Genomic DNA, 21,691 nt, shown 5'->3' with positions numbered 1-21,691 from the left:
TGCACGGGAGTTCCGGAAGGCGCCCCCCATCATCAAGGGTCGTTTCCGGGTGGCATTCTGGGGCCGTGCGACCCTGGACCCTCTCCGCCGAGAGCGACCTTCGGCATCTACTCAATGAGTTGGGACCCGGTCGGCGTCGCGGACCTCGTTCAGGACGAGTACGACTGCATGCTGGTCCCTTTGCTCCAGCGGCTCCGTGGTGGTGCGAGCCAGACGGAGATCGGTGAGTTCCTGTGGCATGAACTGGAGGATCACTTCGGGCTCGACCCTCTGGGGCTGCGGCCCGAAGCGATGGCCGCCCGAGTGACCGCCTGGTGGACAGCTGCCGACCAGCGCTTTGACCGCATGGGTTCGCAGGGTTGAGCGATCAAGGCCATGAGGGCGAGCGGCGGCTGACAGCAACGGCTGACATCAACGACGCCGGACGGGGGCGTACATCAGCGCCCCGGTCCGGCCGTCGCTCCAGTCGACGGCAGCAGTCGGAACGGGCTCGGATCGAACTCCTGAAGGGATGGTCAGGGCCCTGCCGGCAGTCGACGCAACACGTCGGCCGGGTGCTCCCCTTCGCGACACAAGGTGCTGAGCATGGTCTGACCTTGTTTTTTCAACCTCCCGCCGGGGTGCTTGACCACTGGTGGGCCGTTGCGGTGAGGCGTAGACACGTCCCTGTCATGCCGAGAGGGGGAACTCCTCGCCCAGGGCGCGGAAGACGTCGGTGTTCAGGGCGAAGGCGCGCTTGCACTCGGTGATGACGCGCTGCTTCTCCAGGTCGTCCGCCTGGATGCCGTCGAGCAGTTCGCGGTACTCGCGCTTGAAGGCGGCCGGGTTGGATACCCCCTCGAAGACGTAGAAGCGGACGCCGTCGCCCTTCTTCGGGAAGCCCCAGGTGCGCTCCGCCTTGTCGCGGATGATCTGGCCGCCGGAGAGGTCGCCGAGGTAGCGGGTGTAGTGGTGGGCGATGTAGCCCGCCGGCCATGCGCTCGCGCAGTGCGCGACCCGCTCCGCGTACGCCCGCGTGGCGGGCAGTGCCGTCAGCGTCGCGCGCCATTCGGGGCCCCGCAGATGGGCCAGGTCCTGCTCCAGAGAGGGCAGGCGCAGCAGCTCCGGGCGGATGAAGGGGCCGGCCACCGGGTCCGACGCCAGCTGCGGTGCGCTGGACTCCAGCGCCGCGTACACGAACCACAGCTGCTCGGTGTAGCGCGCGTACGCGTCCATGCCCAGCCGGCCGCCGAGCAGGTCACTCATGAACGTCGAGGTCTCCGCCTCCACGTGCTGCTCGTGCGAGGCGGTGCGGATGAGGGTCGAGAAGGAGTCCATAAGTCCAGATCTTCTATAGTTAGGCTTGCCTAAGTCAATACTTTGCCGACAGTTCGTCGGTATCTCGTCGGTATCTCTACCCCGTTGCGGAACGACGAAAGCCCGCCCTCCGAAGAGGACGGGCCGAGAGGTCGGCGAGAGGTCAGGGGCCTGGGTCCGGTTACGGCAGGGTCAGGATGTCCGCGCCGGTGTCCGTCACCACCAGGGTGTGCTCGAACTGGGCCGTCCGCCTGCGGTCCCTCGTCACGACCGTCCAGCCGTCGTCCCACATGTCGTACTCGTGGGTCCCCAGGGTCAGCATCGGCTCGATCGTGAACGTCATGCCGGGCTGGATGACCGTCGTCGCGTGCGGGCTGTCGTAGTGCGGGACGATCAGGCCGGAGTGGAACGAGCTGTTGATGCCGTGCCCGGTGAAGTCCCGCACCACGCCGTAGCCGAAACGCTTGGCGTACGACTCGATGACCCGGCCGATGATGTTGATCTGCCGGCCCGGCCTGACGGCCTTGATCGCCCGGTCCAGCGACTCCCGGGTCCGCTCCACCAGCAGCCGGCTCTCCTCGTCCACGTCACCCACCAGGTACGTGGCGTTGTTGTCACCGTGCACCCCGCCGATGTACGCCGTCACGTCCAGGTTGACGATGTCGCCGTCGCGCAGCACCGTCGAGTCCGGGATGCCGTGACAGATCACCTCGTTGACCGAGGTGCACAGCGACTTGGGGAAACCGCGGTAACCGAGCGTCGACGGGTACGCGCCGTGGTCGCACATGTACGCGTGCGCCACCCGGTCCAGCTCGTCGGTGGTCACGCCGGGCGCGATGAGCTTGGCGGCCTCCGCCATCGCGCGCGCCGCGATCCGCCCGGCGGTCCGCATCGCCTCCACGGTCTCGGGGGTCTGCACCTCCGGCCCGGTGTACGGCGTGGGAGCGGGCTTCCCCACGTACTCGGGGCGGCGGATGTTTCCGGGTACGGAACGGGTGGGAGACAGCTCCCCTGGGATGAGCAGCGACTGGCCAGACATGGCGGCGAGTCTAATTCAGTGCTTACGGGGGACCATCCTCCGTGGCGAAAGGAGCCGGTCATGCCCCTCTTCAAGAAGCGGACGGTCGGAAAACCGGGCGAGTGGTACTACTGCCTGGAACACCAGAAGGTCGAGGAGGGCCCGGACTGCCCCAACAAGGACCGCTTCGGGCCCTACGCGAGCCGCGCCGAGGCCGAGCACGCCATGGCGACGGCACGTGAGCGCAACCTCCAGTGGGAGAACGACCCCAAGTGGCACGACGCCTCCGCGGGCGACAGCGACAGCGACAGGGGCCGCGGCGGCGAGGGCTGAGCCCTGCGTGACGGGCGCCCCCGCTCCGGTTACCAGCGGGCCGGGGGCGGGGCCGTCAGGAGGTCGGCCAGGCGGGACATGCGGTCCCGGAAGCGGCGGTGGCCCCGCGGTGACGGCAGGGCGTTCTCGCCGGCCGCCGCGCCGACCAGGTGCTGCACGGTGTCCAGGTCCAGCTCGGCGCCCGCCGGGACGGCCAGCGTCTCGTGGGCCAGTGCCGGCAGCTCGCCGTCACTGGGGCCGAGGGCCAACAGGGTCGCGCCGGCCCGGCGGGCGTCGGACACCCGCTCCAGCAGCGGGGCCGTGGGCTCCCCGGGCGCCACGACCAGCAGCGTCTCGCCCCGCCGTGCCGCCTCCAGCCGCCCCAGCCCCACCGCCAGATGCGCGGGGTCCGAGGGGCGCGCGTCGTGCCGTACGAGCGTCGGGACCAGCTCCGGCGTGCCCGACCAGGCCGCCTCGTCCACCAGATGCGCCGCCAGATGCCACGGCTCGTACTCCCGCGTGCCCACGAGCAGCAGCCCGCCCCCGTGCGACACCACCGACCCCCGCAGGGCCCCCGCGAACCGCCGGGTGGCTCCCAGCCACTCGGTCCCGGCGAGCACGTCCCGCAGCAGCGCGACCCGTACGGCATCCATGAGGTCGCACCCTGCCCCAACCGGGGCCCGGCGGCCCGGGATTCGCCCCCGATTCACCCGACTGGGGGGCGTGGGGCGGCGCAGTGACAGCGCTCACGTGGGGCCGCGTGAGCCGGAAACGGTTCCGCCGCGCCCGTAGAGTCGGGCCATGACCTCCAGTACCCCCAGCGACAGCGCACAGCAGCCCGAGAAAGCCCCCGCGCAGGCCGCCGAGGCCCCCGCGAAGGCGCCCGCCAAGGACCCCTGGGACCTGCCCGACGTCTCCGGGCTCGTCGTCGGCGTGCTCGGCGGAACCGGGCCGCAGGGCAAGGGCCTTGCTTACCGGCTCGCCAAGGCCGGCCAGAAGGTGATCATCGGCTCGCGCGCCGCCGAACGCGCGCGGGCCGCCGCCGAGGAGCTCGGTCACGGAGTCGAGGGCGCCGACAACGCCGAGGCCGCCCGCCGCAGCGACATCGTGATCGTCGCCGTGCCCTGGGACGGCCACGGCAAGACGCTCGAAAGCCTGCGTGAGGAACTGGCCGGCAAGCTCGTCGTCGACTGCGTCAACCCGCTCGGCTTCGACAAGCAGGGCGCCTACGCGCTCAAGCCCGAGGAGGGCAGCGCCGCCCAGCAGGCCGCCGCCCTCCTTCCTGACTCCCGGGTCACCGCCGCCTTCCACCACCTGTCCGCGGTACTGCTCCAGGACCCGGAGATCGACGCGATCGACACCGACGTGATGGTGCTCGGCGAGGTCCGCGCCGACGTGGAGATCGTGCAGGCCCTCGCCGGACGCATCCCCGGCATGCGCGGCGTCTTCGCCGGGCGGCTGCGAGGCGCCCACCAGGTGGAGTCCCTCGTCGCCAACCTGATCTCCGTCAACCGCCGCTACAAGGCACACGCCGGGCTCCGCGTCACGGACGTATGACCTCGTGGGGGACACTGGACGGTGAAGCAGTGTCCCCCGACAGGAGCCCAGCCGCCATGCCCCGACTCGCTCTCTACGCCCTCACCGTCTGCCTCCTCGCCGTCGCCGCGGCCGTCGTGTCCTTCGTCCAGGGCAGCTGGCTGGGCGTCGTCTGGATCCTGCTCGCGGGGCTGTCGTCCAACATGACCTGGTACTACGTGCGGCGGGGGAAGCTGGAGCGGGAGGCCGCCAAGGCGGCACAGGCCGCCGATGCGTCGCAGGGCGACCGGTCCGTCACCGGCTGACCGGTCACGAGCCGCGGCCGCCCGTCGGCCGGCTGCCTCACGCGCCGACCGAGCAGAGCTCGTTCTTCCCCTGCCAGAAGCGGAACAGTTCCAGGCCGCAGTACGTCTCCACCTCGTGGATGCCCAGGGCCGACAGGATCGAGTCGATCACGTCGAAGAACACGCCGTTCACCGCCGGAACCCACAGCAGCGCGAACACGAACAGCAGGCCGAACGGTGCGAACGGTTCCACCTGGCGCCGCAGGCTCCGCGACAGCCAGGGCTCGAGCACGCCGTAGCCGTCCAGGCCCGGCACCGGCAGGAAGTTCAGGATCGCGGCCGTCACCTGGAGCAGCGCCAGGAACGCCAGCGCGAACCGGAAGTCGGCCGGCACACCGTCCAGCGCGCCCAGCCAGAACGGTGCCGTGCACACGATCGCGAACAGGACGTTCGTCAGCGGGCCCGCCGCCGAGATCAGGCTGTGCCGCCAGCGCCCCCGGATCCGGTGCCGCTCGATGAACACCGCCCCGCCCGGCAGACCGATCCCGCCCATGATCACGAACAGCACGGGGAGCACGATGCTGAGCAGGGCGTGCGTGTACTTCAGCGGGTTCAGCGTCAGATAGCCCTTCGCGCCGATCGAGATGTCGCCGCTGTGCAGCGCGGTGCGGGCGTGCGCGTACTCGTGCAGGCACAGCGAGACGATCCAGGCGGCCGTCACGAACAGGAACACGGCGATGCCCGGCCGGCTCGCGAACCCGGTCCAGGTGGCCCATCCCGTGACCGCCGTGACGGCCAGGATGCCCAGGAACACCGGGCTGATCCTCCGGTCGCCGTGGCGGGTGGTGGCGGTGGTCATGGGGCTCCCTGGGCTGACTGTCGGGCCACGGCCCGTCGGCACAGGGCCGTCGGGCGGACGGCGGGACGCGCGGGGCGCCGCGCGTGGACTGCCCGACCGTACCGGGCGCACCCGGAAAACGTCTCGCGTCGGCCACCGGTTCCGGAGAGGGTGGGGGACCTGAAGATGACCGGTAAGGGGACCAGCAGGAGGGGGAGGGGCGTGAGCAAGGGCCGCCGACCCGCCCACCCGCCCCACCCTGTGACCGCCCCCGGACCAACGGAGACAATGGGCCCCGTGCGCTATCGCATCCTCGGTACCACCCAGGCACTTCGCCCCGACGGCACCACTGTCCCGGTCGGCGGGGCACGGCTGCGTGCGCTGCTGACCGTGCTCGCGCTGCGGGCCGGCCGTACGGTGCCGGTACGTCTGCTCGTCGACGAGGTGTGGGACGGCGAACCGCCGGCCGACGCGACGGGGGCGCTGCAGGCGCTGGTGGGGCGGCTGCGCCGGGCGCTCGGCGCGGACGCGGTGGCCTCCGACGACGGCGGTTACCGCCTCACCGCCACGGCCGACGACATCGACCTGCACCGGTTCGAACGGCTGGCCGGCGAGGGTCTGCGCGCGCTGTCCGACGGGAATCCGGTCAAGGCGGGCCTCGTCCTGGACGACGCCCTCGCCCTGTGGCGGGGCCCCGCCCTCGCCGATCTGCCCTACCGCACCGCCGAGGCGGCCCGGGTCGACGCCCGGCGCCTGGACGCCCTGCGCGCCCGGCACGGCGCCGCCCTCGCCCTCGGCGAGGCCGAGCAGTCGCTGCCCGAGCTGACCGCCCTGTGCGACAGCCATCCGCTCGACGAACCCCTCCAGGCGCTGCGGCTGCGCGCCCTGCGCGGCGCCGGCCGCACCGCCGAGGCACTGGCCGCCTACGAGGACGTACGCCGACTGCTCGCCGACCGTCTCGGCTCCGACCCCGGCGTCGAACTGCGCGGTCTGCATGCCGAGTTGCTGAGCCCTGACGCGGCGGCGCCCACATCGGCGCCACAGCCCGCGGACGCGGGGGCGTCCGGAGCACGGCAGCCCACCAGGACCTCACAGCCCACCGGCACCCCGCCCCCGCCCGGCAGTCTGCGGGCCCGGCTGACCTCCTTCGTCGGCCGGGAGGCCGACCTCGAGGCCATCCGGGGCGATCTCGCCTCGGCCCGGCTGGTCACCCTGCTCGGGCCCGGCGGGGCCGGGAAGACCCGGCTGTCGCAGGAGGCCGCCGAAGCCCTCCTGCGGGCGTCCGCCGCACACCACGGCGACGGTGAAGGGGCGGCCCGGGACGGGCTGCCGGCCCGCGCACCGGACGGACTCCTGGACCGGGCACCGGACGGGCTGTCGGCCCGCGTACGGGACGGACTCCTGGACCGCGTACGGGACGGAGTCCGGGTCGCCGAACTCGCCCCGGTCGACGACCCCGCCGGTGTCCCCGAAGCGGTGGTCACCGCCGTCGGCGCCCGCGAGACCGTGCTGTACGGCGCCGGTGCCGAAGGCATGAGGGCCGCCACCGAACGCGGCGACGACCCCGTGGACCGCCTCGCCGAACACTGCGGCCGGCGGCGCATGCTGCTCGTCCTGGACAACTGCGAGCACGTCGTGGACGCCGCCGCCCGGCTGGTCGAGACGCTCCTTGAACGCTGCCCCGGTCTCACCGTGCTCGCCACCAGCCGTGAACCCCTCGGTGTCCCGGGGGAGGTGCTGCGCCCGGTGGAACCGCTGCCGGAACCGGTCGCGCTGCGGCTGCTCGCCGACCGTGGGGCCGCCGCCCGCCCCGGCTTCCGCGTCGACGACGACCCGAAGGCGTGCGCGGAGATCTGCCGCCGGCTCGACGGGCTGCCCCTCGCCATCGAACTCGCCGCCGCCCGGCTGCGGATGCTGACCCCGCGCCAGATCGCCGACCGGCTCGACGACCGCTTCCGGCTGCTCACCTCCGGCAGCCGCACCGTCCGGCCCCGCCAGCAGACCCTGCGGGCCGTCGTCGACTGGTCCTGGGACCTGCTCGACGACGGTGAACGGGACGTCCTGCGGCGGCTGTCCGTCTTCGCGGGCGGCTGCGACCTCGCCGCCGCCGAGGCCGTGTGCGGGCCCGCCGTACTGGACGCGCTCGGCTCACTCGTGGACAAATCCCTTGTGGTGGCGGCCTCTTCGGCAGACGGCACCGGCGGTGACGAGATGCGCTACCGGCTGCTGGAGACGGTCGCCGAGTACGCCTCCGAACGGCTCGACGAGGCCGGGCAGCGGCCCGGAGCCGAACGCGCCCACCTCACCTACTACCGCGAACTCGCCCGCACTACGGACCCGTTGCTGCGCGGCTCGGACCAACTGGCCGCCATCGAACGGCTGGAGCGCGAGTACGAGAACCTGCGCACCGCGCTGCGCCACGCTCTCGCCGCCCGCGACGAGCAGGAGGCGCTGTGCCTGACGCTGTCGCTGACCTGGTACTGGCAGATGCGCGACCAGCGGATCGAGGCCCGCAACTGGTGCCGCGAGGTGATGGCACTGGGCCCGGACCCGTTCGCCGAACCGGTCGGCCCCGTCCCCTCGTTGTGGCAGCGCTGCACCGACGCCCCGCCGCCGATGACCGACGAGGTGCTCGTCGAGGCCCGGCGTGGCGTGCATCTGTCCCACATGGCCTGCATGGACACGGAGTTGGACGACTGGATGACTCCGAAGGCGCAGCACAGGCTGCGCCTGATCGCCGCTGCCTACGAGCCCGGCCAGCCGCAGACCTGCCGCCCGCCCGGCACGTTCTGGGCGTTCGCCCTGATGCTGAGCGGCGAGATGAGCACCCTGCGCACGGTCGTCGACGACGCCGTCCGCACCTGTCGGCAGACACCCGGATTCGACTGGGAGCTGGCCTCCAACCTGCAGATGAGGGCCAACTTCCTCGCCAACCGCAGTGACTGGGCGGGCGACGCGCTGCGAGACGCGGACGAGGCCCTGGAGATCTACCGGCGTCTCGGTGACGCCTGGGGCATCGCCGAGACCCTCTCCGCACGCGGCGAGGCGCGCGAACGCCGCGGTGAGTGCGTGCTCGCCGCAGCCGACTACGAGGCGGCGATCGGGTACGCCGAACGCCTCGGCGCCCGCGCCCAGGCGGCGGTGCTCACTGCCCGGCTGGGCGGCGTACTGCTGGAGGCCGGCGAGGGGGAGCGCGGTGAGCGGCTGCTGCGCGAGGTCATCGACCGGGGCGGCGGCGGGCACGAGCCGGCGTTGCCCGCCGCCCGGCTCTTCCTGGCCGGCTGGCTCGGTCTGACCGGGCGCACCGCCGAGGCCCGGGACCAGCTGCGGGTGCTGCGCGAGGAGTTCCGTATCTCCCACTACGTCGTCTTCGACGCGTTCATCCTCGGCGCCGAGGGCTGGCTCGACGTCGTCGACGGACACGAGGAACGGGCGCTGGTGACGATCCGCGCGGCGCTCGCGCAGTCCGGCAATCCGCTGGCCCTGGCCCTCGCCTCCCACATGCGTGCCGCGCATCTGACCATGGGTGCCACGGCCCTGGCCGGCGTGGACGGCGGGCGGCGCGCCCGCGACGCGGCCCGCTGTCTCGGCGCCGCCGACGCCTCGCTGCCGCCCGGTCATGTCGCCGGGCGCATGGAGCGCGAGGTGCGCGACCTGGCCGAGCGGCGGACCCGGGACTCCCTCGGCGACACGGCGTACGAGGCCGCGTACGCGGAGGGCGGCCACCTCTCTCCGGAGGAGGCCGCCACCCTGGTCTGACCCGTCACGCGGGGACGCGTGATCAGCTCTTCGTGCGGAACTTGTGGATCGCGACCGGGGCCATCACCGCCGTGATCCCCACCGACCAGGCCACCGTCAGCCACAGGTCGCCCGCGACCGGGCCGCCCACCATCAGGCCGCGCGCGGCGTCGGCCAGCGAGGACAGCGGGTTGACATCGGTGAAGGTCTGCAGCCAGCCCGGCATCGACCGGGTCGGTGCGAAGATCGACGAACCGAACTGCAGCGGCATCAGCACCAGGAAGCCCATCGCCTGCACCGACTGCGCGTTCTTCATCGTCACACCCAGCGTGATGAAGATCCACATGAGGGCCGAGCCGAACAGCACGGCCAGCCCCACGGCGGCGAACAGCCCCGGCCAGTTGGTGATGTCGAAGCCGACCAGGACACCGACGACCAGGAGGATCGCGGTGGCGATCAGCATGCGCAGCACCTCGACCGCGATCTTGGCGAACAGGACCGAGCCACGGCCGATGGGCAGCGACCGGAAACGGTCCATGACACCCGTGTTGAAGTCCTGGTTGAAGCCGGTACCCACCCCCATGGCCATGTTCATGCCCATCATGGCCATCAGGCCGGGCACGATGTACTGCACGTACGCCTCCTGCCCGCCGCCCAGCGACTGCCCGATCGAGCCGCCGAAGACGTACACGAACAGCAGGGTGAACACGATCGGGAACAGCACGGCGTCGAACATCGACTCCGGGTCCTGCCGGATCCACAGCAGATTGCGGCGGACCAGGGCGCTGGTGTGACGCAGATGGGAACGCAGCGGAATGCGGCCGTCCGCGGCGGTCGCGCGGGAGGTCCCGGCCGGCCCGCCCGCTCCGCCTGCCCCGCCCGCCCCGGTCGCATCGGCCGGAATGGTGTCGGTCTTCGCAGGTGTCGCAGTCGTAGCAGTCGTCGTGGTCTTCGCGGAAGTCGCGGAGCTCATGCGGCGGCCTCCTCGTGGGTCTCGGCGGGCACGGTGTCCTGCGGGGCACCGGCGCGGTGGCCGGTGAGCGACAGGAACACCTCGTCCAGGCTGGGCAGTTCGGTGGCGATGGAGGCAAGGGTCAGACCCCGCGCGGTGACGGCGCCGACCACCGCGGTCAGCTGCTCGTCGCTGAGGATCGGGACCAGGACGGCACCCCGCTCGGAGTCCACGGTGGTGGCGGCAAGCCCGGTGATGCCCAGCTCGTCGAGGGCGGAGGCGAGCGGGCGCAGCTGGAGCGGATCGGCCGGGCGGATTCGCAGGGTGCGGCCGCCGACCTTGGCCTTCAGCTCCTCGATGCCGCCGTTCGCGATGACCTTGCCGCGGTCCACGACGGTCAGCTCGGAGGCGAGCTGCTCGGCCTCCTCCATGTACTGGGTGGTCAGCAGCACGGTCACCCCGTCCCCGACCAGCCGCCTGACCTCGACCCACACCTCGTTGCGGGTGCGCGGGTCCAGTCCCGTGGTCGGCTCGTCGAGGAACAGCACCGCAGGCCGGCCGATCATCGACGCGGCCAGGTCCAGCCGGCGCCGCATACCGCCGGAGTACGTGGCGGCCGGGCGCCGGGCCGCCTCGGTGAGCGAGAACCGCTCCAGCAGCTCGTCGGCGCGGCGCCGGGCCTCCTTGCGGGACAGGTCGAGCAGCCGGCCGATCAGGTACAGGTTCTCCCAGCCGGCGAGCTTCTCGTCCACGGAGGCGTACTGTCCGGTCAGCCCGATCACCCGGCGCAGTTGCCGGGGCTGGCGGAGCACGTCGTACCCGGCGACGGTGGCCTCGCCCGCGGTCGGGGCGAGCAGGGTGGAGAGAATGCGCACGAGGGTGGTCTTGCCGGCGCCGTTCGGCCCGAGAACCCCCATCACGGTGCCTTCGCGCACCTCCAGGTCCACACCGTCCAGTGCCCTGGTCCCGCCGTAGTGCTTGACCAGCCCCCGTACGGTGACGGCGCTGCCCGCGCCACCGGAGTCGTTGTCGTTTCGCGTCATGCCCCGACCTTCGCACCCCCCACCGACAAACCCCCGACAGCCGTCCGACAGAAGGCTGACGGGAGGCTGTCGGAGGGGCACTGTGCCGGTGCGGGCGGCAGCCTATCCCCGCGCCCCCGACATCCCCACGACGACCACCGCCACCGTCAATTGAGCAACCACGACGGCGAGCACCACTTCCGCGAAAGCGGCGCCGGTTTAGGCGCAAAAGGGGGACGGCCCGCCGATGGGGGAAGTCGGCGGGCCGTCCGTGTGCGGTGTTGGCTCAGTGGCAGCGCTACCGCGGCGCTGCTCCAGTGGCTGTGCTCAGTGAACGGAGTGCTCCTCCTGCGGGAACGTTCCGCCCACGACGTCCTCGGCGAACGCCTTCGCCGCGCCGCCCATGACCTCACGCAGGTTCGCGTACTGCTTCACGAACTTCGGCACTCGGCCGCCGGTCAGCCCGAGCATGTCGGTCCACACCAGCACCTGCGCGTCCGTCTGAGGCCCCGCGCCGATCCCGACGGTGGGGATGTGCAGCGTCCGGGTCACCTCGGCGGCCAGCTCGGCCGGCACCAGCTCCAGGACGACGGCGAAGGCGCCCGCGTCCTGCACGGCCTTGGCGTCCCGCAGCTGCTGCTGCGCGGCCTCCTCGCCGCGCCCCTGGACGCGGTAGCCCATGGCGTTCACGGACTGCGGGGTGAGTCCGATGTGCGCCATCACCGGGATGCCGGACTCGACCAGCAGCTCGATCTGCCGGTGCGAGCGCTCGCCGCCCTCCAGCTTGACGGCGCCGACCCCGGCCTCCTTGACCAGCCGGGTCGCCGAGCGCAGCGCCTGCACCGGCCCCTCCTGGTACGAGCCGAAGGGCAGGTCGGCGACGATCAGGGCGCGGCTCGTGCCGCGGACCACGGCCGCGGACAGCATGGTCATCTCGTCGAGGGTGACGGGGACGGTCGTCTCGTACCCGAGGTGGCAGTTGCCCGCGGAGTCGCCGACGAGCACGACCGGGATGCCGGCCTCGTCGAAGACGGACGCGGTCATCGCGTCGTAGGCGGTGAGCATGGGCCACTTCTCGCCGCGTTCCTTGGCGAGGGCGATGTCGCGGACGGTGATACGGCGTGTGCCCTTGCCCCCGTACAGCGCCTTGCTGCCGTCGGAGGGGACGGGCCTGCCCGTCGGGGCAGCCGAAAGCTGCGTCATTGCAACGGCTCCTAACACGTCATCTCGAGGCACCCTGACGGCGTCCCCGGATCGCCTCCATGGTGGCACCTCGCGGGAGTCGGTGCCAGAGGATGGTCTCCACCGAAAGGCGGCGCAATACCCCGGCAAGGTCTCGGCAAAGGAATTCCGATACGAGACGGTATCGTTTCGAAACGGTCCTACGGTGGCCTTATGACTTCCCCCGCCGCCGCCCCCGACCGCCGGATACCGGAACACGTGCACCGGCGCCGCTGGCTGATCCTCGGCGTGCTGATCCTGAGTCTGCTGATCGTCGCCCTGGACAACTCGATCCTGAACGTCGCCATCAAGACGATCTCCACGCCCGCCCCCACCGGCCTGGGCGCCACACAGAGCGAGCTGGAGTGGGCGATCAACGCCTACACGCTCGTCTTCGCGGGCCTGCTGTTCACGGCGGGCCTGCTGGGCGACCGGCTCGGCCGTAAGAAAGTGCTGCTCGGGGGCCTCGCCGTGTTCGGCATGGGCTCGGCGCTCGCCGCCTTCTCGGGCTCCCCGACGGAGCTGATCGGCTTCCGCGCACTGATGGGTCTGGGTGCCGCGTTCGTCATGCCGGCGACTCTGGCCATACTGATGAACGTCTTCGAACGGGACGAACAGCCGAAGGCCATCGGCATCTGGGCGGGAGGCGTGGGCCTCGCCATCGCCATCGGCCCGGTCACCGGCGGACTGCTCCTGGACCACTTCTGGTGGGGCTCGGTCTTCCTCGTCAACGTGCCGATCGTGCTGACCGCCCTCGCCCTGATGCTGTGGCTCGTGCCGGACTCCCGCGACCCGGACCCCGGCCGGATCGATCCCGTCGGTGTCGTCCTGTCCGTGGTCGGCCTGGTCCTGCTGGTCTACGGCATCATCAAGGGCGGCCAGCTCGCCGACTTCACCGACGCCACGGCGCTGTCGGCCATCGGCGCCGGGCTCGCCGTACTCGTCGCGTTCGTGGTGTTCGAGAAGCGCAGCACCCACCCCTCCATCGACATGGCGTACTTCAAGAACAAGGTCTTCTCGGCTTCGATCGTCGCGATCGCGCTGGTCTTCTTCGCACTGTTGGGTGTGTTGTTCTTCGCCGTCTTCTACACCCAGAGCGTGCGCGGATACTCGCCGCTGGAGACCGGTCTGCTGATGCTGCCGCTGGCCGCCGCGCAGATGATCTTCGCGCCGAGGGCCCGGCTGCTGGTGGACCGGTTCGGCAACAGGGCGACCACCACCGGCGGCATGCTGCTGCTCGCGGCGACGCTGGCCGCGTTCGCCGCCCTGGACTCGCACACGCCCATCTGGATCCTCGAGGTGATCTTCTTCCTGATGGGTGCCGCGATGGCGAACGTCATGACGCCGGTCAGCGTCGTGATCATGCAGGCGCTGCCCAGGGAGAAGGCGGGTTCGGCCTCCGCGCTCAGCAACACCTTCCGCCAGGTCGGCGGCGCCTTCGGCGTCGCCATCCTCGGCTCGGTGCTGTCCACCGCGTACCGCACGCACATCGAGGACAAGCTCGTCCTGCTGCCGCCGGGTGTCCGGCACGCCGCCGGCGAGTCCATCGAGGCCACCCTGGGTGCCGCGGCCCGGCTCGGGCCGCGCGGTGACGCCCTGGTCGGTCCGGCCAACGAGGCGTTCCTGCACGCCATGCACATCACGGCGCTGGCGGGCGCGGGCGTCGCGGTGTTCGGCGCGATCGTCGTCGCCCTGTTCCTGCCCGGCCGGAGTCCGGAGCCCGAGGGGGACGAGAAGGACGAGGAGTTGGTGTCGACGGGGACGACGGGCGCGACGGGGACGACGGGCGCGACGGGGACGACGGGCGCGACGAAGAGGTGGGACTGAGAGGCGGGAGTGGGACGCGGGACTCGGGCAGGGGACGCGCACCGGGGAGAATCGTCCCAGTCCACGGAAAGGACGCAGCGACGTGAGCCTCGCCGACCCCGGCACCACCGACCCCGGCCCCGTTCCCCGGCCGGACGGCCCCGCACGCGGCCGCCCCCGCAGCGAGGCCGTCGAACGGGCCATCATCGAGGGCGCGATGAAGCTCCTGGAGGACGGTGTGCCCCTCGCGGAGCTGTCCATCGAGCGGATCGCCCGCACCGCAGGCGTCGGCAAGGCCACCATCTACCGCCGCTGGAGCGGCAAGGAGGCACTCTTCGTCGACGTCCTGCGCGCCGCCGAACCCGTCGACCCCGAACTCCCCGGTACCTCCCTGCGCGACGACCTCGTCGCCCTGCTGGAGTCCCTGCGCCGGCGCGGCCTCGCCAGCAGGGCCTCGGTGATCCTGCACAACGTCCACGCCCAGATGAAGAGCAGCCCGAAGATCTGGGCCGCCTACCACAACACCGTCGTCCTGCCGCGCCGCAGGCTCGGCCTGGAGGTGCTGCGCCGCGGCAGGGAGAACGGCGAACTCCGCGCCGACGTCGACCTCGAACTGCTGAACGACATCGTCGTCGGCCCCCTGCTCGTCCGCACCCTTCTGCGCCCCGACGCCGGTCTGCCGGAGGGGCTCGCCGAGCAGGTCGTCGACACCCTGCTCCAGGGCCTGCGCCCCGTCGCCGTCGACGCCGACCGGCCTGCCCTCGACGACGGCAGTCCCGCATCGGCCGGCAGCGGTTCCGGCCGACACCGGATCCGACCGGAATCCTGAAACAACCAGGACTCCCAGGACTTCCCGGTCTCCCCGCCGCCACGTTGTGCGCGTTTCGTCACAGAGCGCGCTTTCCTTGATCCCTTCTGGAACTCCCGGAGCGGTCCTGTTCGTCCTCGCCTCCGTACGGCCGTCGACAGACGGCGGGAAAGGCGCCGATCATCCCCTAGGGTCTACGCACGGGGGCGACGGTGTGCACGGCAAGGTGTGAGGCGACGGTATGGCGCAGCAGGCGTACGTGACGGAGACGGACGACGGCGGCTCGGGGCCCGAGCAACGCCGGACACCCGGGCTTCGGCGCCTGTGGGACCGCCTGACCAGAGGCTGGCGCGGGGACCGCCGTATCTGGCGCCGGGGCGTGATCCTGGCCGTGTGCGCGGTGCTGCTCGCCCTGGTCATGGGCGCCCACGCCCGGATTCCCAACGTGATCGGCAACCTGGGCAGCCTGCTCGAGACGTTCCTGCCGTGGCTGGGGCTGGCCATCCCGGTGCTGCTGGTGTCGGCCCTCATCCGCAGGTCCGCCACCGCGCTGATCGCGGTGCTGCTGCCCGCGGTCGTCTGGCTGAACCTCTTCGGCGGCCTGCTCGTCGGCCGGACCGGCTCCGGCGGCGACCTCACGGTGGTCACGCACAACGTCAACGCCCAGAACCCCGACCCGTCCGGCACCGCCCGCGACGTCGCGGCCTCGGGGGCGGACGTCCTGGCCCTGGAGGAGCTGAAGGCGTCGGCGGTCCCGACGTACCGGGAGGCGCTGGCGTCGACGTACAAGCACCACGCGGTGGTCGGCACCGTCGGGCTGTGGAGCAAGTACCCGCTGAGCGACGTGGCGGCCGTCGACATACGCCTCGGCTGGAAGCGCGCGATGCGGGCCACGGTGGCGACGCCCGAGGCGCGGGTCGCCGTGTACGTCGCTCATCTCCCCTCCGTACGGGTGAAGATGGAGGCCGGCTTCACCGCCCGCCAGCGGGACAAGAGCGCCGACGCCCTGGGCGCGGCCATCATGCGGGAGCCCCTGGAGAACGTCGTTCTGCTCGGCGACCTGAACGGCACGATGAACGACCGCGCCCTGAACGCCGTCACCTCCCAGATGCGTTCGACCCAGGGCGCGGCGGGCGACGGCTTCGGCTTCAGCTGGCCGGCGGCGTTCCCGATGGCGCGGATCGACCAGATCCTGGTCAAGGGCGCGGAACCGCAGAGCTCGTGGTCGCTCCCCGAAACAGCGAGCGACCACCTCCCCGTCGCGGCCCGGGTGAAGCTCGTGACGCCGGGCGACTGAGAGCGCGGGGCGGCCTCGGGAACGGAGTCCCCGAGGCCGCCCCGCGGCCCTGCTCGCCTGCTCCCGCTACTCCCGCCAGCCGCTCGTGATCGGCAGCCGACGGTCCTTGCCGAAGCCCTTCGGGGAGATCTTCGTCCCCGGCGGGTACTGCCGCCGCTTGTACTCGGCCCGGTCGACCATCCGCAGCGTCTTCTTCACCAGTTCCGCGTCGAACCCGGCGGCGACGATCTCGTCCGCACCCCGGTCCCGGTCCACGTACAGCTCGAGGATCGCGTCGAGGACGGGATAGTCCGGCAGCGAGTCCGTGTCGACCTGGCCCGGCCGCAGTTCCGCGCTCGGCGGCTTCGTGATCGAGTTCTCGGGGATGGGCGGGGTCTCGCCCCGCGCCGCCGCGGAGCGGTTGCGCCAATGGGCGAGCCGGAACACCGACGTCTTGTAGACGTCCTTGATGGGCCCGTACGCCCCCACCGAGTCCCCGTACAGCGTCGAGTAGCCGACCGCCAGCTCCGACTTGTTGCCCGGCGCCAGGACGATGTGGCCCTCCTGGTTGGAGATCGCCATGAGCATCGTCCCCCGGAGCCGGGACTGCAGGTTCTCCTCCGCCAGCCCGGACAGCCCCAGCGCTCCCATGTACGCGTCGAACATCGGCTCGATGGAGACGGTCCGGAAGTTCAGCCCGGTCCGCCGCGCCAGCTCCGCCGCGTCGCCCCTGGAGTGGTCCGAGGAGTACTTCGACGGCATGGCCACGCCGTGGACGTTCTCCGCGCCCACCGCGTCGCAGGCGATCGCGGCGACGAGCGCCGAGTCGATCCCGCCGGACAGGCCGATCAGCACCGACCCGAACCCGTTCTTCTCGACGTACGCCCGGAGCCCCACGACCAGCGCCGAGTACACCTCCGCGTCGTCCTCGAGAGGTGGTGCGGATGCCCCGAGCCGCTCCGGCGCGTACGCGGGCAGCGGTGCCTCGGACAGGACGACGCGGTCGATCCGCAGCCCGTCGTCGACCACCTCGCCGACCGGGGGCGCGTTCGCGGCGGCCGCCGGGAGGTCGAGGTCGAGCACCACGCACTCCTCGGTGAACTGCGGCGCGCGCGCCACGACGTCGCCGTCACGGTCGACGACGATCGAGTCCCCGTCGAACACCAGCTCGTCCTGTCCGCCGGTCATCGCGAGGTACGCGGTCGTGCAGCCGGCCTCCTGGGCCCGCTTGCGGACCAGTTCGAGCCGGGTGTCGTCCTTCTCCCGCTCGTAGGGCGAGGCGTTGACGGAGAGCAGCAGCCCGGCCTTCGCCGACCGCGCGGCCGGGACCCGGCCGCCGTCCTGCCACAGGTCCTCGCAGATGGCGAGGGCGACGTCCACGCCGTGCAGCCGCAGGACGGGCAGCGTCCCGCCGGGCACGAAGTACCGGAATTCGTCGAAGACCCCGTAGTTCGGCAGATGGTGCTTGGCGAAGCTCAGCACGACCTCGCCGCCGTACAGCACGGCCGCGGCATTGCGCGGCGCGCCCGCGGGCTGGCCGTACTTCGGCTGGGCGGCGGCGCTGCGGTCGAGGTAGCCGACGAGCACGGGCAGTTCCCCGAAGCCCTCCTCGGCGAGCCGCGCGGCGAGGGAACGCAGGGCCTCGCGGGAGGCCTCCACGAAGGACGACCTCAGCGCGAGGTCCTCGACGGGATACCCGGTCAGCGCCATCTCCGGGAACGCCACGAGATGGGCTCCCTGCTCGGCACAGTGCCGGGTCCGGCGGACGATCGTGTCGGCGTTGCCGGCGAGGTCGCCGACCCGCGAGTCGATCTGGTTCAGAGCGAGACGAAGTTGAGGCACGCGGCTCAGTGTAATCGTCAATTCGACGCTATGGGTCGGCAGGCTCGGGTGGGCCTTGGATCACCACGTGCCGGAAAATGTGAAGTGCCGGAAAATTTGAACGCGAGATGCGTATTACCTACGCTGCCCGGTATGAGGCTGCTGCGCTCCACCGACCTGGCCCTGCGGGTCCTGATGCGCCTCGCCGTGGCCGGAGAGGACGCCAACCCGACGACGCGTGATGTCGCCGAGGCCATGGGCGTGCCCTACACCCATGCCGCGAAGGTCGTCGCCGAACTCCAGCACATGGAGCTGCTCACGGCCCGGCGCGGTCGCGGTGGCGGCCTCGCCCTCACGGAGCGGGGCCGTACGGCATCGGTGGGCGCCCTGGTGCGCGCCTTCGAGGGCGAGGGCGATGTCGTCGACTGCGAGGGCGCGTCCGCGTCCGGAGCCGGCACGCCCTGCCCGCTCCGGTCCGCCTGCCAACTGCGCGGCGCACTGCGGCGGGCCCAGGAGGCGTTCTTCGCCTCGCTGGACCCGCTCACCGTGTCGGACATCTCCGCGGGTCCGACGGGCCCGCTGCTGTTGGAGATCTCCCGCGCGCCGCAGCCGTAGCGCGCGCCGCAGCCGTGGCGCGCGGCCGTGCGGGGCGCGTTCAGCCCTGCTTGGCCAGCCAGAGGTCCGGGCCGAACACCTCGTAGTGGATGTCGGCCGGCGCGACGCCCTTGCCGATCAGCTGTTCCCGCACCATGCGCATGAACGGCAGCGGACCGCACAGGTACGCGCGCGTGCCCGCCGCGACCGGTACGCCGGTGAGGTCGACGTAGCCGGTGGACGTGCCGGCCGGGGCGTCCTGCTCGTACCACAGGTGCACCGCCGCGTCCGGCAGCTTCGCCGCGTACGTCTCGTGGTCCGCGCGCAGGGCGTGGTCGGCGGGGGAGCGGTCGCCGTGCACGACGGTCACGGGGGCGTCGTAGCCGTGGTCGGCGAGGTGGGCCAGCATCGCGGTCATCGGGGTCACGCCGATGCCCGCGGAGGCGAGCAGCAGGGGGGCGGCGGGTTCGGTGTCGAGGACGAGATCGCCGTACGCCTCGGACAGTTCCAGGATGTCGCCGGCCCGCACGCGCGCGTGCAGGTGGCCGGAGACCTCGCCCTCGGGCGTTCCGTCCTCGTCGCGTACACGCTTGACGCTGAACTGCCGCTCGTCGGGGCCGGGCGCGCCGGAGAGGCTGTACTGGCGGATCTGCCGGGCGCCGTCGTCGAGGGCGACACGGACGGAGACGTACTGGCCCGGACGGAAGTCCCGCACCGGGCCCCCGTCGGCGGGGCGCAGCCGGAAGGAGACGACGTCGGCGGTCTCGGTGACCCGCTCGACGACCTCCCACTTGCGCCAGCCGGGCCCGCCCTGCTCCTCGTAGAGCCGCTTCTCGATGGCGATGAGGGCGTTGGCCATCAGCCAGTAGACCTCCTCCCAGGCGGCCGCGACCTCGGGCGTGACGGCCTCGCCCAGGACCTCCACGATCGCGGCGAACAGGTGCTCGTGGACGATCGCGTACTGGTCCGGGGCGATGCCGAGCGAGGCGTGCTTGTGGGCGATGCGCCCCAGCATCGCGTCGGGCCGTGTGTCGGGGTGCGCCAGCAGGTGCGTGGCGAAGGCCGCGATGGACCCGGCGAGGGCCTCGCGCTGGGTGCCGGCCGCCTGGTTGCCGCGGTTGAACAGGTCACGCAGCAACTCGGGGCGGGCCTCGAACATCCCGGCGTAGAACCGCTCGGTTATCTCACCGAGGGCCCCGCCGACGGCGGGAAGCGTGGCGTGGACGGTGGCGGCGGACTGCTCGGACAGCATCGGGTCTCCTCGTTGTTCTCGACTGCCTTCTTGACTGCCTGCACCACCCATTAAAACTTGCATCTAAAATACCAATTAAAGGGGGGTGGGTGTCGGGCCGAGAGGCCAACCGTGTACAAGGCGTGCGCCGGAGGGAGGGCGGGGCGCGCTGGACCGGAACCGGGCCGACCGTTACGGATGCGGGCCCGAGCGGGCAGGATGGACAGTGGGCGGGGCGGGCCACGGGGTGGTACGTCTGGCGCGGCAGTGTCCCTTCGCGTCACGCCGGGGACCCGTGGAACGATCAAGGTCGGCAACACGGGCGAAACCCGGATGTGGTGGGATGACCCGAGTGCCCGACCGCCGCCCGAGGAGGCCACCCGGCGCGGGAGAGACTGGCGGCTGACCGGCAAGGATGGGGAAGCGGAAGATGGATAAGCAGCAGGAGTTCGTGCTCCGGACGTTGGAGGAGCGCGACATCCGTTTCGTACGCCTGTGGTTCACGGACGTACTGGGCTTCCTGAAGTCCGTGGCCGTGGCCCCGGCCGAACTGGAGCAGGCGTTCGACGAGGGTATCGGCTTCGACGGCTCCGCCATCGAGGGCTTCGCCCGGGTGTACGAGTCCGACATGATCGCCAAGCCGGACCCGTCGACCTTCCAGATCCTGCCGTGGCGCGCCGAGGCCCCCGGCACCGCCCGCATGTTCTGCGACATCCTGATGCCGGACGGCTCGCCGTCCTTCGCCGACCCGCGCTACGTCCTCAAGCGCGCGCTGGCCCGCGCCTCCGACCAGGGCTTCACCTTCTACACCCACCCGGAGATCGAGTTCTTCCTGCTGAAGGACAAGCCGGTCGACGGCAGCCGCCCGACCCCGGCGGACAACTCCGGCTACTTCGACCACACCCCGCACAACGTGGGCATGGACTTCCGCCGGCAGGCCATCACCATGCTGGAGTCGATGGGCATCTCGGTGGAGTTCTCCCACCACGAGGGCGCCCCCGGTCAGCAGGAGATCGACCTCCGCTACGCGGACGCGCTGTCCACGGCCGACAACATCATGACGTTCCGCCTGGTCATGAAGCAGGTGGCGCTGGAGCAGGGCGTGCAGGCCACGTTCATGCCGAAGCCGTTCTCGGAGTACCCGGGCAGCGGCATGCACACGCACCTGTCCCTCTTCGAGGGCGACCGCAACGCGTTCTACGAGTCGGGCGCGGAGTACCAGCTCTCCAAGGTCGGCCGCTCCTTCATCGCGGGCCTGCTGCGGCACGCGGCGGAGGTCTCCGCGGTCACCAACCAGTGGGTCAACTCCTACAAGCGCATCTGGGGCGGCTCCGAGCGCACCGCGGGCGCGGGCGGCGAGGCCCCGTCGTACATCTGCTGGGGCCACAACAACCGCTCGGCCCTGGTCCGCGTTCCCATGTACAAGCCCGGCAAGACCGGCTCCGCCCGTGCCGAGGTCCGCTCGATCGACTCCGGCGCCAACCCGTACCTGACGTACGCGCTCCTCCTGGCCGCCGGCCTGAAGGGCGTCGAGGAGGGCTACGAACTCCCGCCCGGCGCCGAGGACGACGTCTGGGCCCTCTCCGACGCCGAACGCCGCGCCCTCGGCATCCAACCCCTCCCGCAGAACCTCGGCGAGTCCCTCGCCCTGATGGAACGCAGCGACCTGGTCGCCGAAACCCTCGGCGAGCACGTCTTCGACTTCTTCCTGCGCAACAAGCGCGCCGAGTGGCACGAGTACCGCTCCGAGGTCACCGCCTTCGAACTCCGCAAGAACCTGCCGGTGCTGTAGCGCTCCGCTGCGGCGCGGAGGCGGGAGCCCCGGCGATCACCCCGGCTCACCACCCGGTGTCCAGGTGTCCGGCTCAGCGGGGGAACTTCCAAGGCCGGGTAGTTAGCGTTTTCGCAGTTCATGCAAGGGAGTTGAGGAATTCTCCA

Annotated in this window: 19 protein-coding genes; 10 read left to right on the top strand and 9 right to left on the bottom strand. The window is 71.6% G+C overall.

The window, feature by feature from the left end; genetic code table 11:
* The first annotated feature begins 114 nt into the window (after window positions 1–114).
* Window positions 115–363 (top strand): hypothetical protein, encoded by a 249-nt coding sequence (locus ACFPZI_RS03220; protein WP_381357903.1) that lies wholly within the window; start codon window positions 115–117, stop codon window positions 361–363.
* Between the two features lie 306 nt (window positions 364–669).
* Here ACFPZI_RS03220 and ACFPZI_RS03215 read toward each other — a convergent pair whose 3' ends face one another.
* Window positions 670–1,317, bottom strand: a complete 648-nt coding sequence (locus ACFPZI_RS03215; protein WP_381357900.1) for a biliverdin-producing heme oxygenase — start codon at window positions 1,315–1,317, stop codon at window positions 670–672.
* 160 nt (window positions 1,318–1,477) lie between these two features.
* Complete coding sequence (map, locus tag ACFPZI_RS03210; protein ID WP_381357897.1) at window positions 1,478–2,335, bottom strand: type I methionyl aminopeptidase; 858 nt, start codon at window positions 2,333–2,335, stop codon at window positions 1,478–1,480.
* Between the two features lie 60 nt (window positions 2,336–2,395).
* On the opposite strand from map, the gene ACFPZI_RS03205 reads away from it, so the two are divergent.
* The gene (locus tag ACFPZI_RS03205; RefSeq protein ID WP_381357895.1) at window positions 2,396–2,647 is read left to right on the top strand and encodes a hypothetical protein; all 252 of its coding nucleotides are present in this window, start codon (window positions 2,396–2,398) and stop codon (window positions 2,645–2,647) included.
* A 29-nt stretch (window positions 2,648–2,676) separates the two neighbouring features.
* Here the strand turns inward: ACFPZI_RS03205 and ACFPZI_RS03200 are convergent, their stop codons facing one another.
* A complete protein-coding gene (locus ACFPZI_RS03200; protein ID WP_381357892.1) occupies window positions 2,677–3,279 on the bottom strand; it encodes a hypothetical protein in 603 nt (200 codons plus the stop codon).
* 148 nt (window positions 3,280–3,427) lie between these two features.
* Between ACFPZI_RS03200 and npdG the strand changes: the two genes are divergently transcribed.
* Window positions 3,428–4,183: an NADPH-dependent F420 reductase gene (gene npdG / locus ACFPZI_RS03195; RefSeq protein ID WP_381357891.1), complete on the top strand. Its 756-nt coding sequence runs from the start codon at window positions 3,428–3,430 to the stop codon at window positions 4,181–4,183.
* Window positions 4,184–4,239: 56 nt separating this feature from the next.
* Window positions 4,240–4,467 (top strand): hypothetical protein, encoded by a 228-nt coding sequence (locus tag ACFPZI_RS03190; protein WP_381357888.1) that lies wholly within the window; start codon window positions 4,240–4,242, stop codon window positions 4,465–4,467.
* Window positions 4,468–4,504: 37 nt separating this feature from the next.
* Here the strand turns inward: ACFPZI_RS03190 and ACFPZI_RS03185 are convergent, their stop codons facing one another.
* Window positions 4,505–5,305: a site-2 protease family protein gene (locus ACFPZI_RS03185; RefSeq protein WP_381357886.1), complete on the bottom strand. Its 801-nt coding sequence runs from the start codon at window positions 5,303–5,305 to the stop codon at window positions 4,505–4,507.
* 267 nt (window positions 5,306–5,572) lie between these two features.
* Between ACFPZI_RS03185 and ACFPZI_RS03180 the strand changes: the two genes are divergently transcribed.
* Window positions 5,573–9,043 (top strand): AfsR/SARP family transcriptional regulator, encoded by a 3,471-nt coding sequence (locus tag ACFPZI_RS03180; protein WP_381357883.1) that lies wholly within the window; start codon window positions 5,573–5,575, stop codon window positions 9,041–9,043.
* 22 nt (window positions 9,044–9,065) lie between these two features.
* Here the strand turns inward: ACFPZI_RS03180 and ACFPZI_RS03175 are convergent, their stop codons facing one another.
* From ACFPZI_RS03175 to panB, 3 genes are all read right to left on the bottom strand, one after another.
* On the bottom strand, window positions 9,066–9,995 hold the full coding sequence (locus tag ACFPZI_RS03175) for an ABC transporter permease (RefSeq protein ID WP_381357880.1): 930 nt from the start codon (window positions 9,993–9,995) through the stop codon (window positions 9,066–9,068).
* Window positions 9,992–11,017: an ATP-binding cassette domain-containing protein gene (locus ACFPZI_RS03170; RefSeq protein WP_381357877.1), complete on the bottom strand. Its 1,026-nt coding sequence runs from the start codon at window positions 11,015–11,017 to the stop codon at window positions 9,992–9,994. The genes ACFPZI_RS03175 and ACFPZI_RS03170 overlap by 4 nt, the downstream gene beginning before the upstream one ends.
* A 306-nt stretch (window positions 11,018–11,323) precedes the next feature.
* Window positions 11,324–12,199, bottom strand: coding sequence for a 3-methyl-2-oxobutanoate hydroxymethyltransferase (gene panB / locus ACFPZI_RS03165; protein ID WP_381357874.1), 876 nt, complete (start codon window positions 12,197–12,199; stop codon window positions 11,324–11,326).
* A gap of 192 nt (window positions 12,200–12,391) precedes the next feature.
* On the opposite strand from panB, the gene ACFPZI_RS03160 reads away from it, so the two are divergent.
* From ACFPZI_RS03160 to ACFPZI_RS03150, 3 genes are all read left to right on the top strand, one after another.
* On the top strand, window positions 12,392–14,044 hold the full coding sequence (locus ACFPZI_RS03160; RefSeq protein WP_381357871.1) for an MFS transporter: 1,653 nt from the start codon (window positions 12,392–12,394) through the stop codon (window positions 14,042–14,044).
* Window positions 14,045–14,126: 82 nt separating this feature from the next.
* On the top strand, window positions 14,127–14,852 hold the full coding sequence (locus ACFPZI_RS03155) for a TetR/AcrR family transcriptional regulator (protein WP_381357868.1): 726 nt from the start codon (window positions 14,127–14,129) through the stop codon (window positions 14,850–14,852).
* 220 nt (window positions 14,853–15,072) lie between these two features.
* The gene (locus ACFPZI_RS03150; RefSeq protein ID WP_381357865.1) at window positions 15,073–16,128 is read left to right on the top strand and encodes an endonuclease/exonuclease/phosphatase family protein; all 1,056 of its coding nucleotides are present in this window, start codon (window positions 15,073–15,075) and stop codon (window positions 16,126–16,128) included.
* A gap of 66 nt (window positions 16,129–16,194) precedes the next feature.
* Here ACFPZI_RS03150 and ACFPZI_RS03145 read toward each other — a convergent pair whose 3' ends face one another.
* On the bottom strand, window positions 16,195–17,949 hold the full coding sequence (locus tag ACFPZI_RS03145; protein ID WP_381357863.1) for an NAD+ synthase: 1,755 nt from the start codon (window positions 17,947–17,949) through the stop codon (window positions 16,195–16,197).
* 132 nt (window positions 17,950–18,081) lie between these two features.
* Between ACFPZI_RS03145 and ACFPZI_RS03140 the strand changes: the two genes are divergently transcribed.
* Complete coding sequence (locus ACFPZI_RS03140) at window positions 18,082–18,543, top strand: RrF2 family transcriptional regulator (RefSeq protein WP_381357860.1); 462 nt, start codon at window positions 18,082–18,084, stop codon at window positions 18,541–18,543.
* A 40-nt stretch (window positions 18,544–18,583) separates the two neighbouring features.
* On the opposite strand, the gene ACFPZI_RS03135 is transcribed toward ACFPZI_RS03140, so the two are convergent.
* The gene (locus tag ACFPZI_RS03135) at window positions 18,584–19,774 is read right to left on the bottom strand and encodes a globin domain-containing protein (RefSeq protein WP_381357857.1); all 1,191 of its coding nucleotides are present in this window, start codon (window positions 19,772–19,774) and stop codon (window positions 18,584–18,586) included.
* Window positions 19,775–20,183: 409 nt separating this feature from the next.
* Here ACFPZI_RS03135 and ACFPZI_RS03130 point away from each other — a divergent pair, with 409 nt between their 5' ends.
* Window positions 20,184–21,545, top strand: coding sequence for a glutamine synthetase family protein (locus ACFPZI_RS03130; RefSeq protein WP_381357854.1), 1,362 nt, complete (start codon window positions 20,184–20,186; stop codon window positions 21,543–21,545).
* The last annotated feature ends 146 nt before the right edge of the window (window positions 21,546–21,691 follow it).

The sequence above is a fragment of the Streptomyces chlorus genome (assembly GCF_042655885.1).
GTDB lineage: Bacteria > Actinomycetota > Actinomycetes > Streptomycetales > Streptomycetaceae > Streptomyces > Streptomyces chlorus.
Note: the sequence above shows the minus strand (reverse complement) of the source record. Positions and strands in the feature narration are given on the sequence as shown.

Bases quoted from the DNA above. Each gene is read 5' to 3' on its own strand.
- ACFPZI_RS03200 (WP_381357892.1), bottom strand. From the start codon at position 3,279: ATGGATGCCGTACGGGTCGCGCTGCTGCGGGACGTGCTCGCCGGGACC.
- ACFPZI_RS03190 (WP_381357888.1), top strand. From the start codon at position 4,240: ATGCCCCGACTCGCTCTCTACGCCCTCACCGTCTGCCTCCTCGCCGTC.
- ACFPZI_RS03160 (WP_381357871.1), top strand. From the start codon at position 12,392: ATGACTTCCCCCGCCGCCGCCCCCGACCGCCGGATACCGGAACACGTG.
- ACFPZI_RS03140 (WP_381357860.1), top strand. From the start codon at position 18,082: ATGAGGCTGCTGCGCTCCACCGACCTGGCCCTGCGGGTCCTGATGCGC.
- map (WP_381357897.1), bottom strand. From the start codon at position 2,335: ATGTCTGGCCAGTCGCTGCTCATCCCAGGGGAGCTGTCTCCCACCCGT.
- ACFPZI_RS03130 (WP_381357854.1), top strand. From the start codon at position 20,184: ATGGATAAGCAGCAGGAGTTCGTGCTCCGGACGTTGGAGGAGCGCGAC.
- ACFPZI_RS03170 (WP_381357877.1), bottom strand. From the start codon at position 11,017: ATGACGCGAAACGACAACGACTCCGGTGGCGCGGGCAGCGCCGTCACC.
- npdG (WP_381357891.1), top strand. From the start codon at position 3,428: ATGACCTCCAGTACCCCCAGCGACAGCGCACAGCAGCCCGAGAAAGCC.
- ACFPZI_RS03175 (WP_381357880.1), bottom strand. From the start codon at position 9,995: ATGAGCTCCGCGACTTCCGCGAAGACCACGACGACTGCTACGACTGCG.
- ACFPZI_RS03180 (WP_381357883.1), top strand. From the start codon at position 5,573: ATGGGCCCCGTGCGCTATCGCATCCTCGGTACCACCCAGGCACTTCGC.
- ACFPZI_RS03150 (WP_381357865.1), top strand. From the start codon at position 15,073: ATGGCGCAGCAGGCGTACGTGACGGAGACGGACGACGGCGGCTCGGGG.
- ACFPZI_RS03220 (WP_381357903.1), top strand. From the start codon at position 115: ATGAGTTGGGACCCGGTCGGCGTCGCGGACCTCGTTCAGGACGAGTAC.
- panB (WP_381357874.1), bottom strand. From the start codon at position 12,199: ATGACGCAGCTTTCGGCTGCCCCGACGGGCAGGCCCGTCCCCTCCGAC.
- ACFPZI_RS03185 (WP_381357886.1), bottom strand. From the start codon at position 5,305: ATGACCACCGCCACCACCCGCCACGGCGACCGGAGGATCAGCCCGGTG.
- ACFPZI_RS03205 (WP_381357895.1), top strand. From the start codon at position 2,396: ATGCCCCTCTTCAAGAAGCGGACGGTCGGAAAACCGGGCGAGTGGTAC.
- ACFPZI_RS03135 (WP_381357857.1), bottom strand. From the start codon at position 19,774: ATGCTGTCCGAGCAGTCCGCCGCCACCGTCCACGCCACGCTTCCCGCC.
- ACFPZI_RS03215 (WP_381357900.1), bottom strand. From the start codon at position 1,317: ATGGACTCCTTCTCGACCCTCATCCGCACCGCCTCGCACGAGCAGCAC.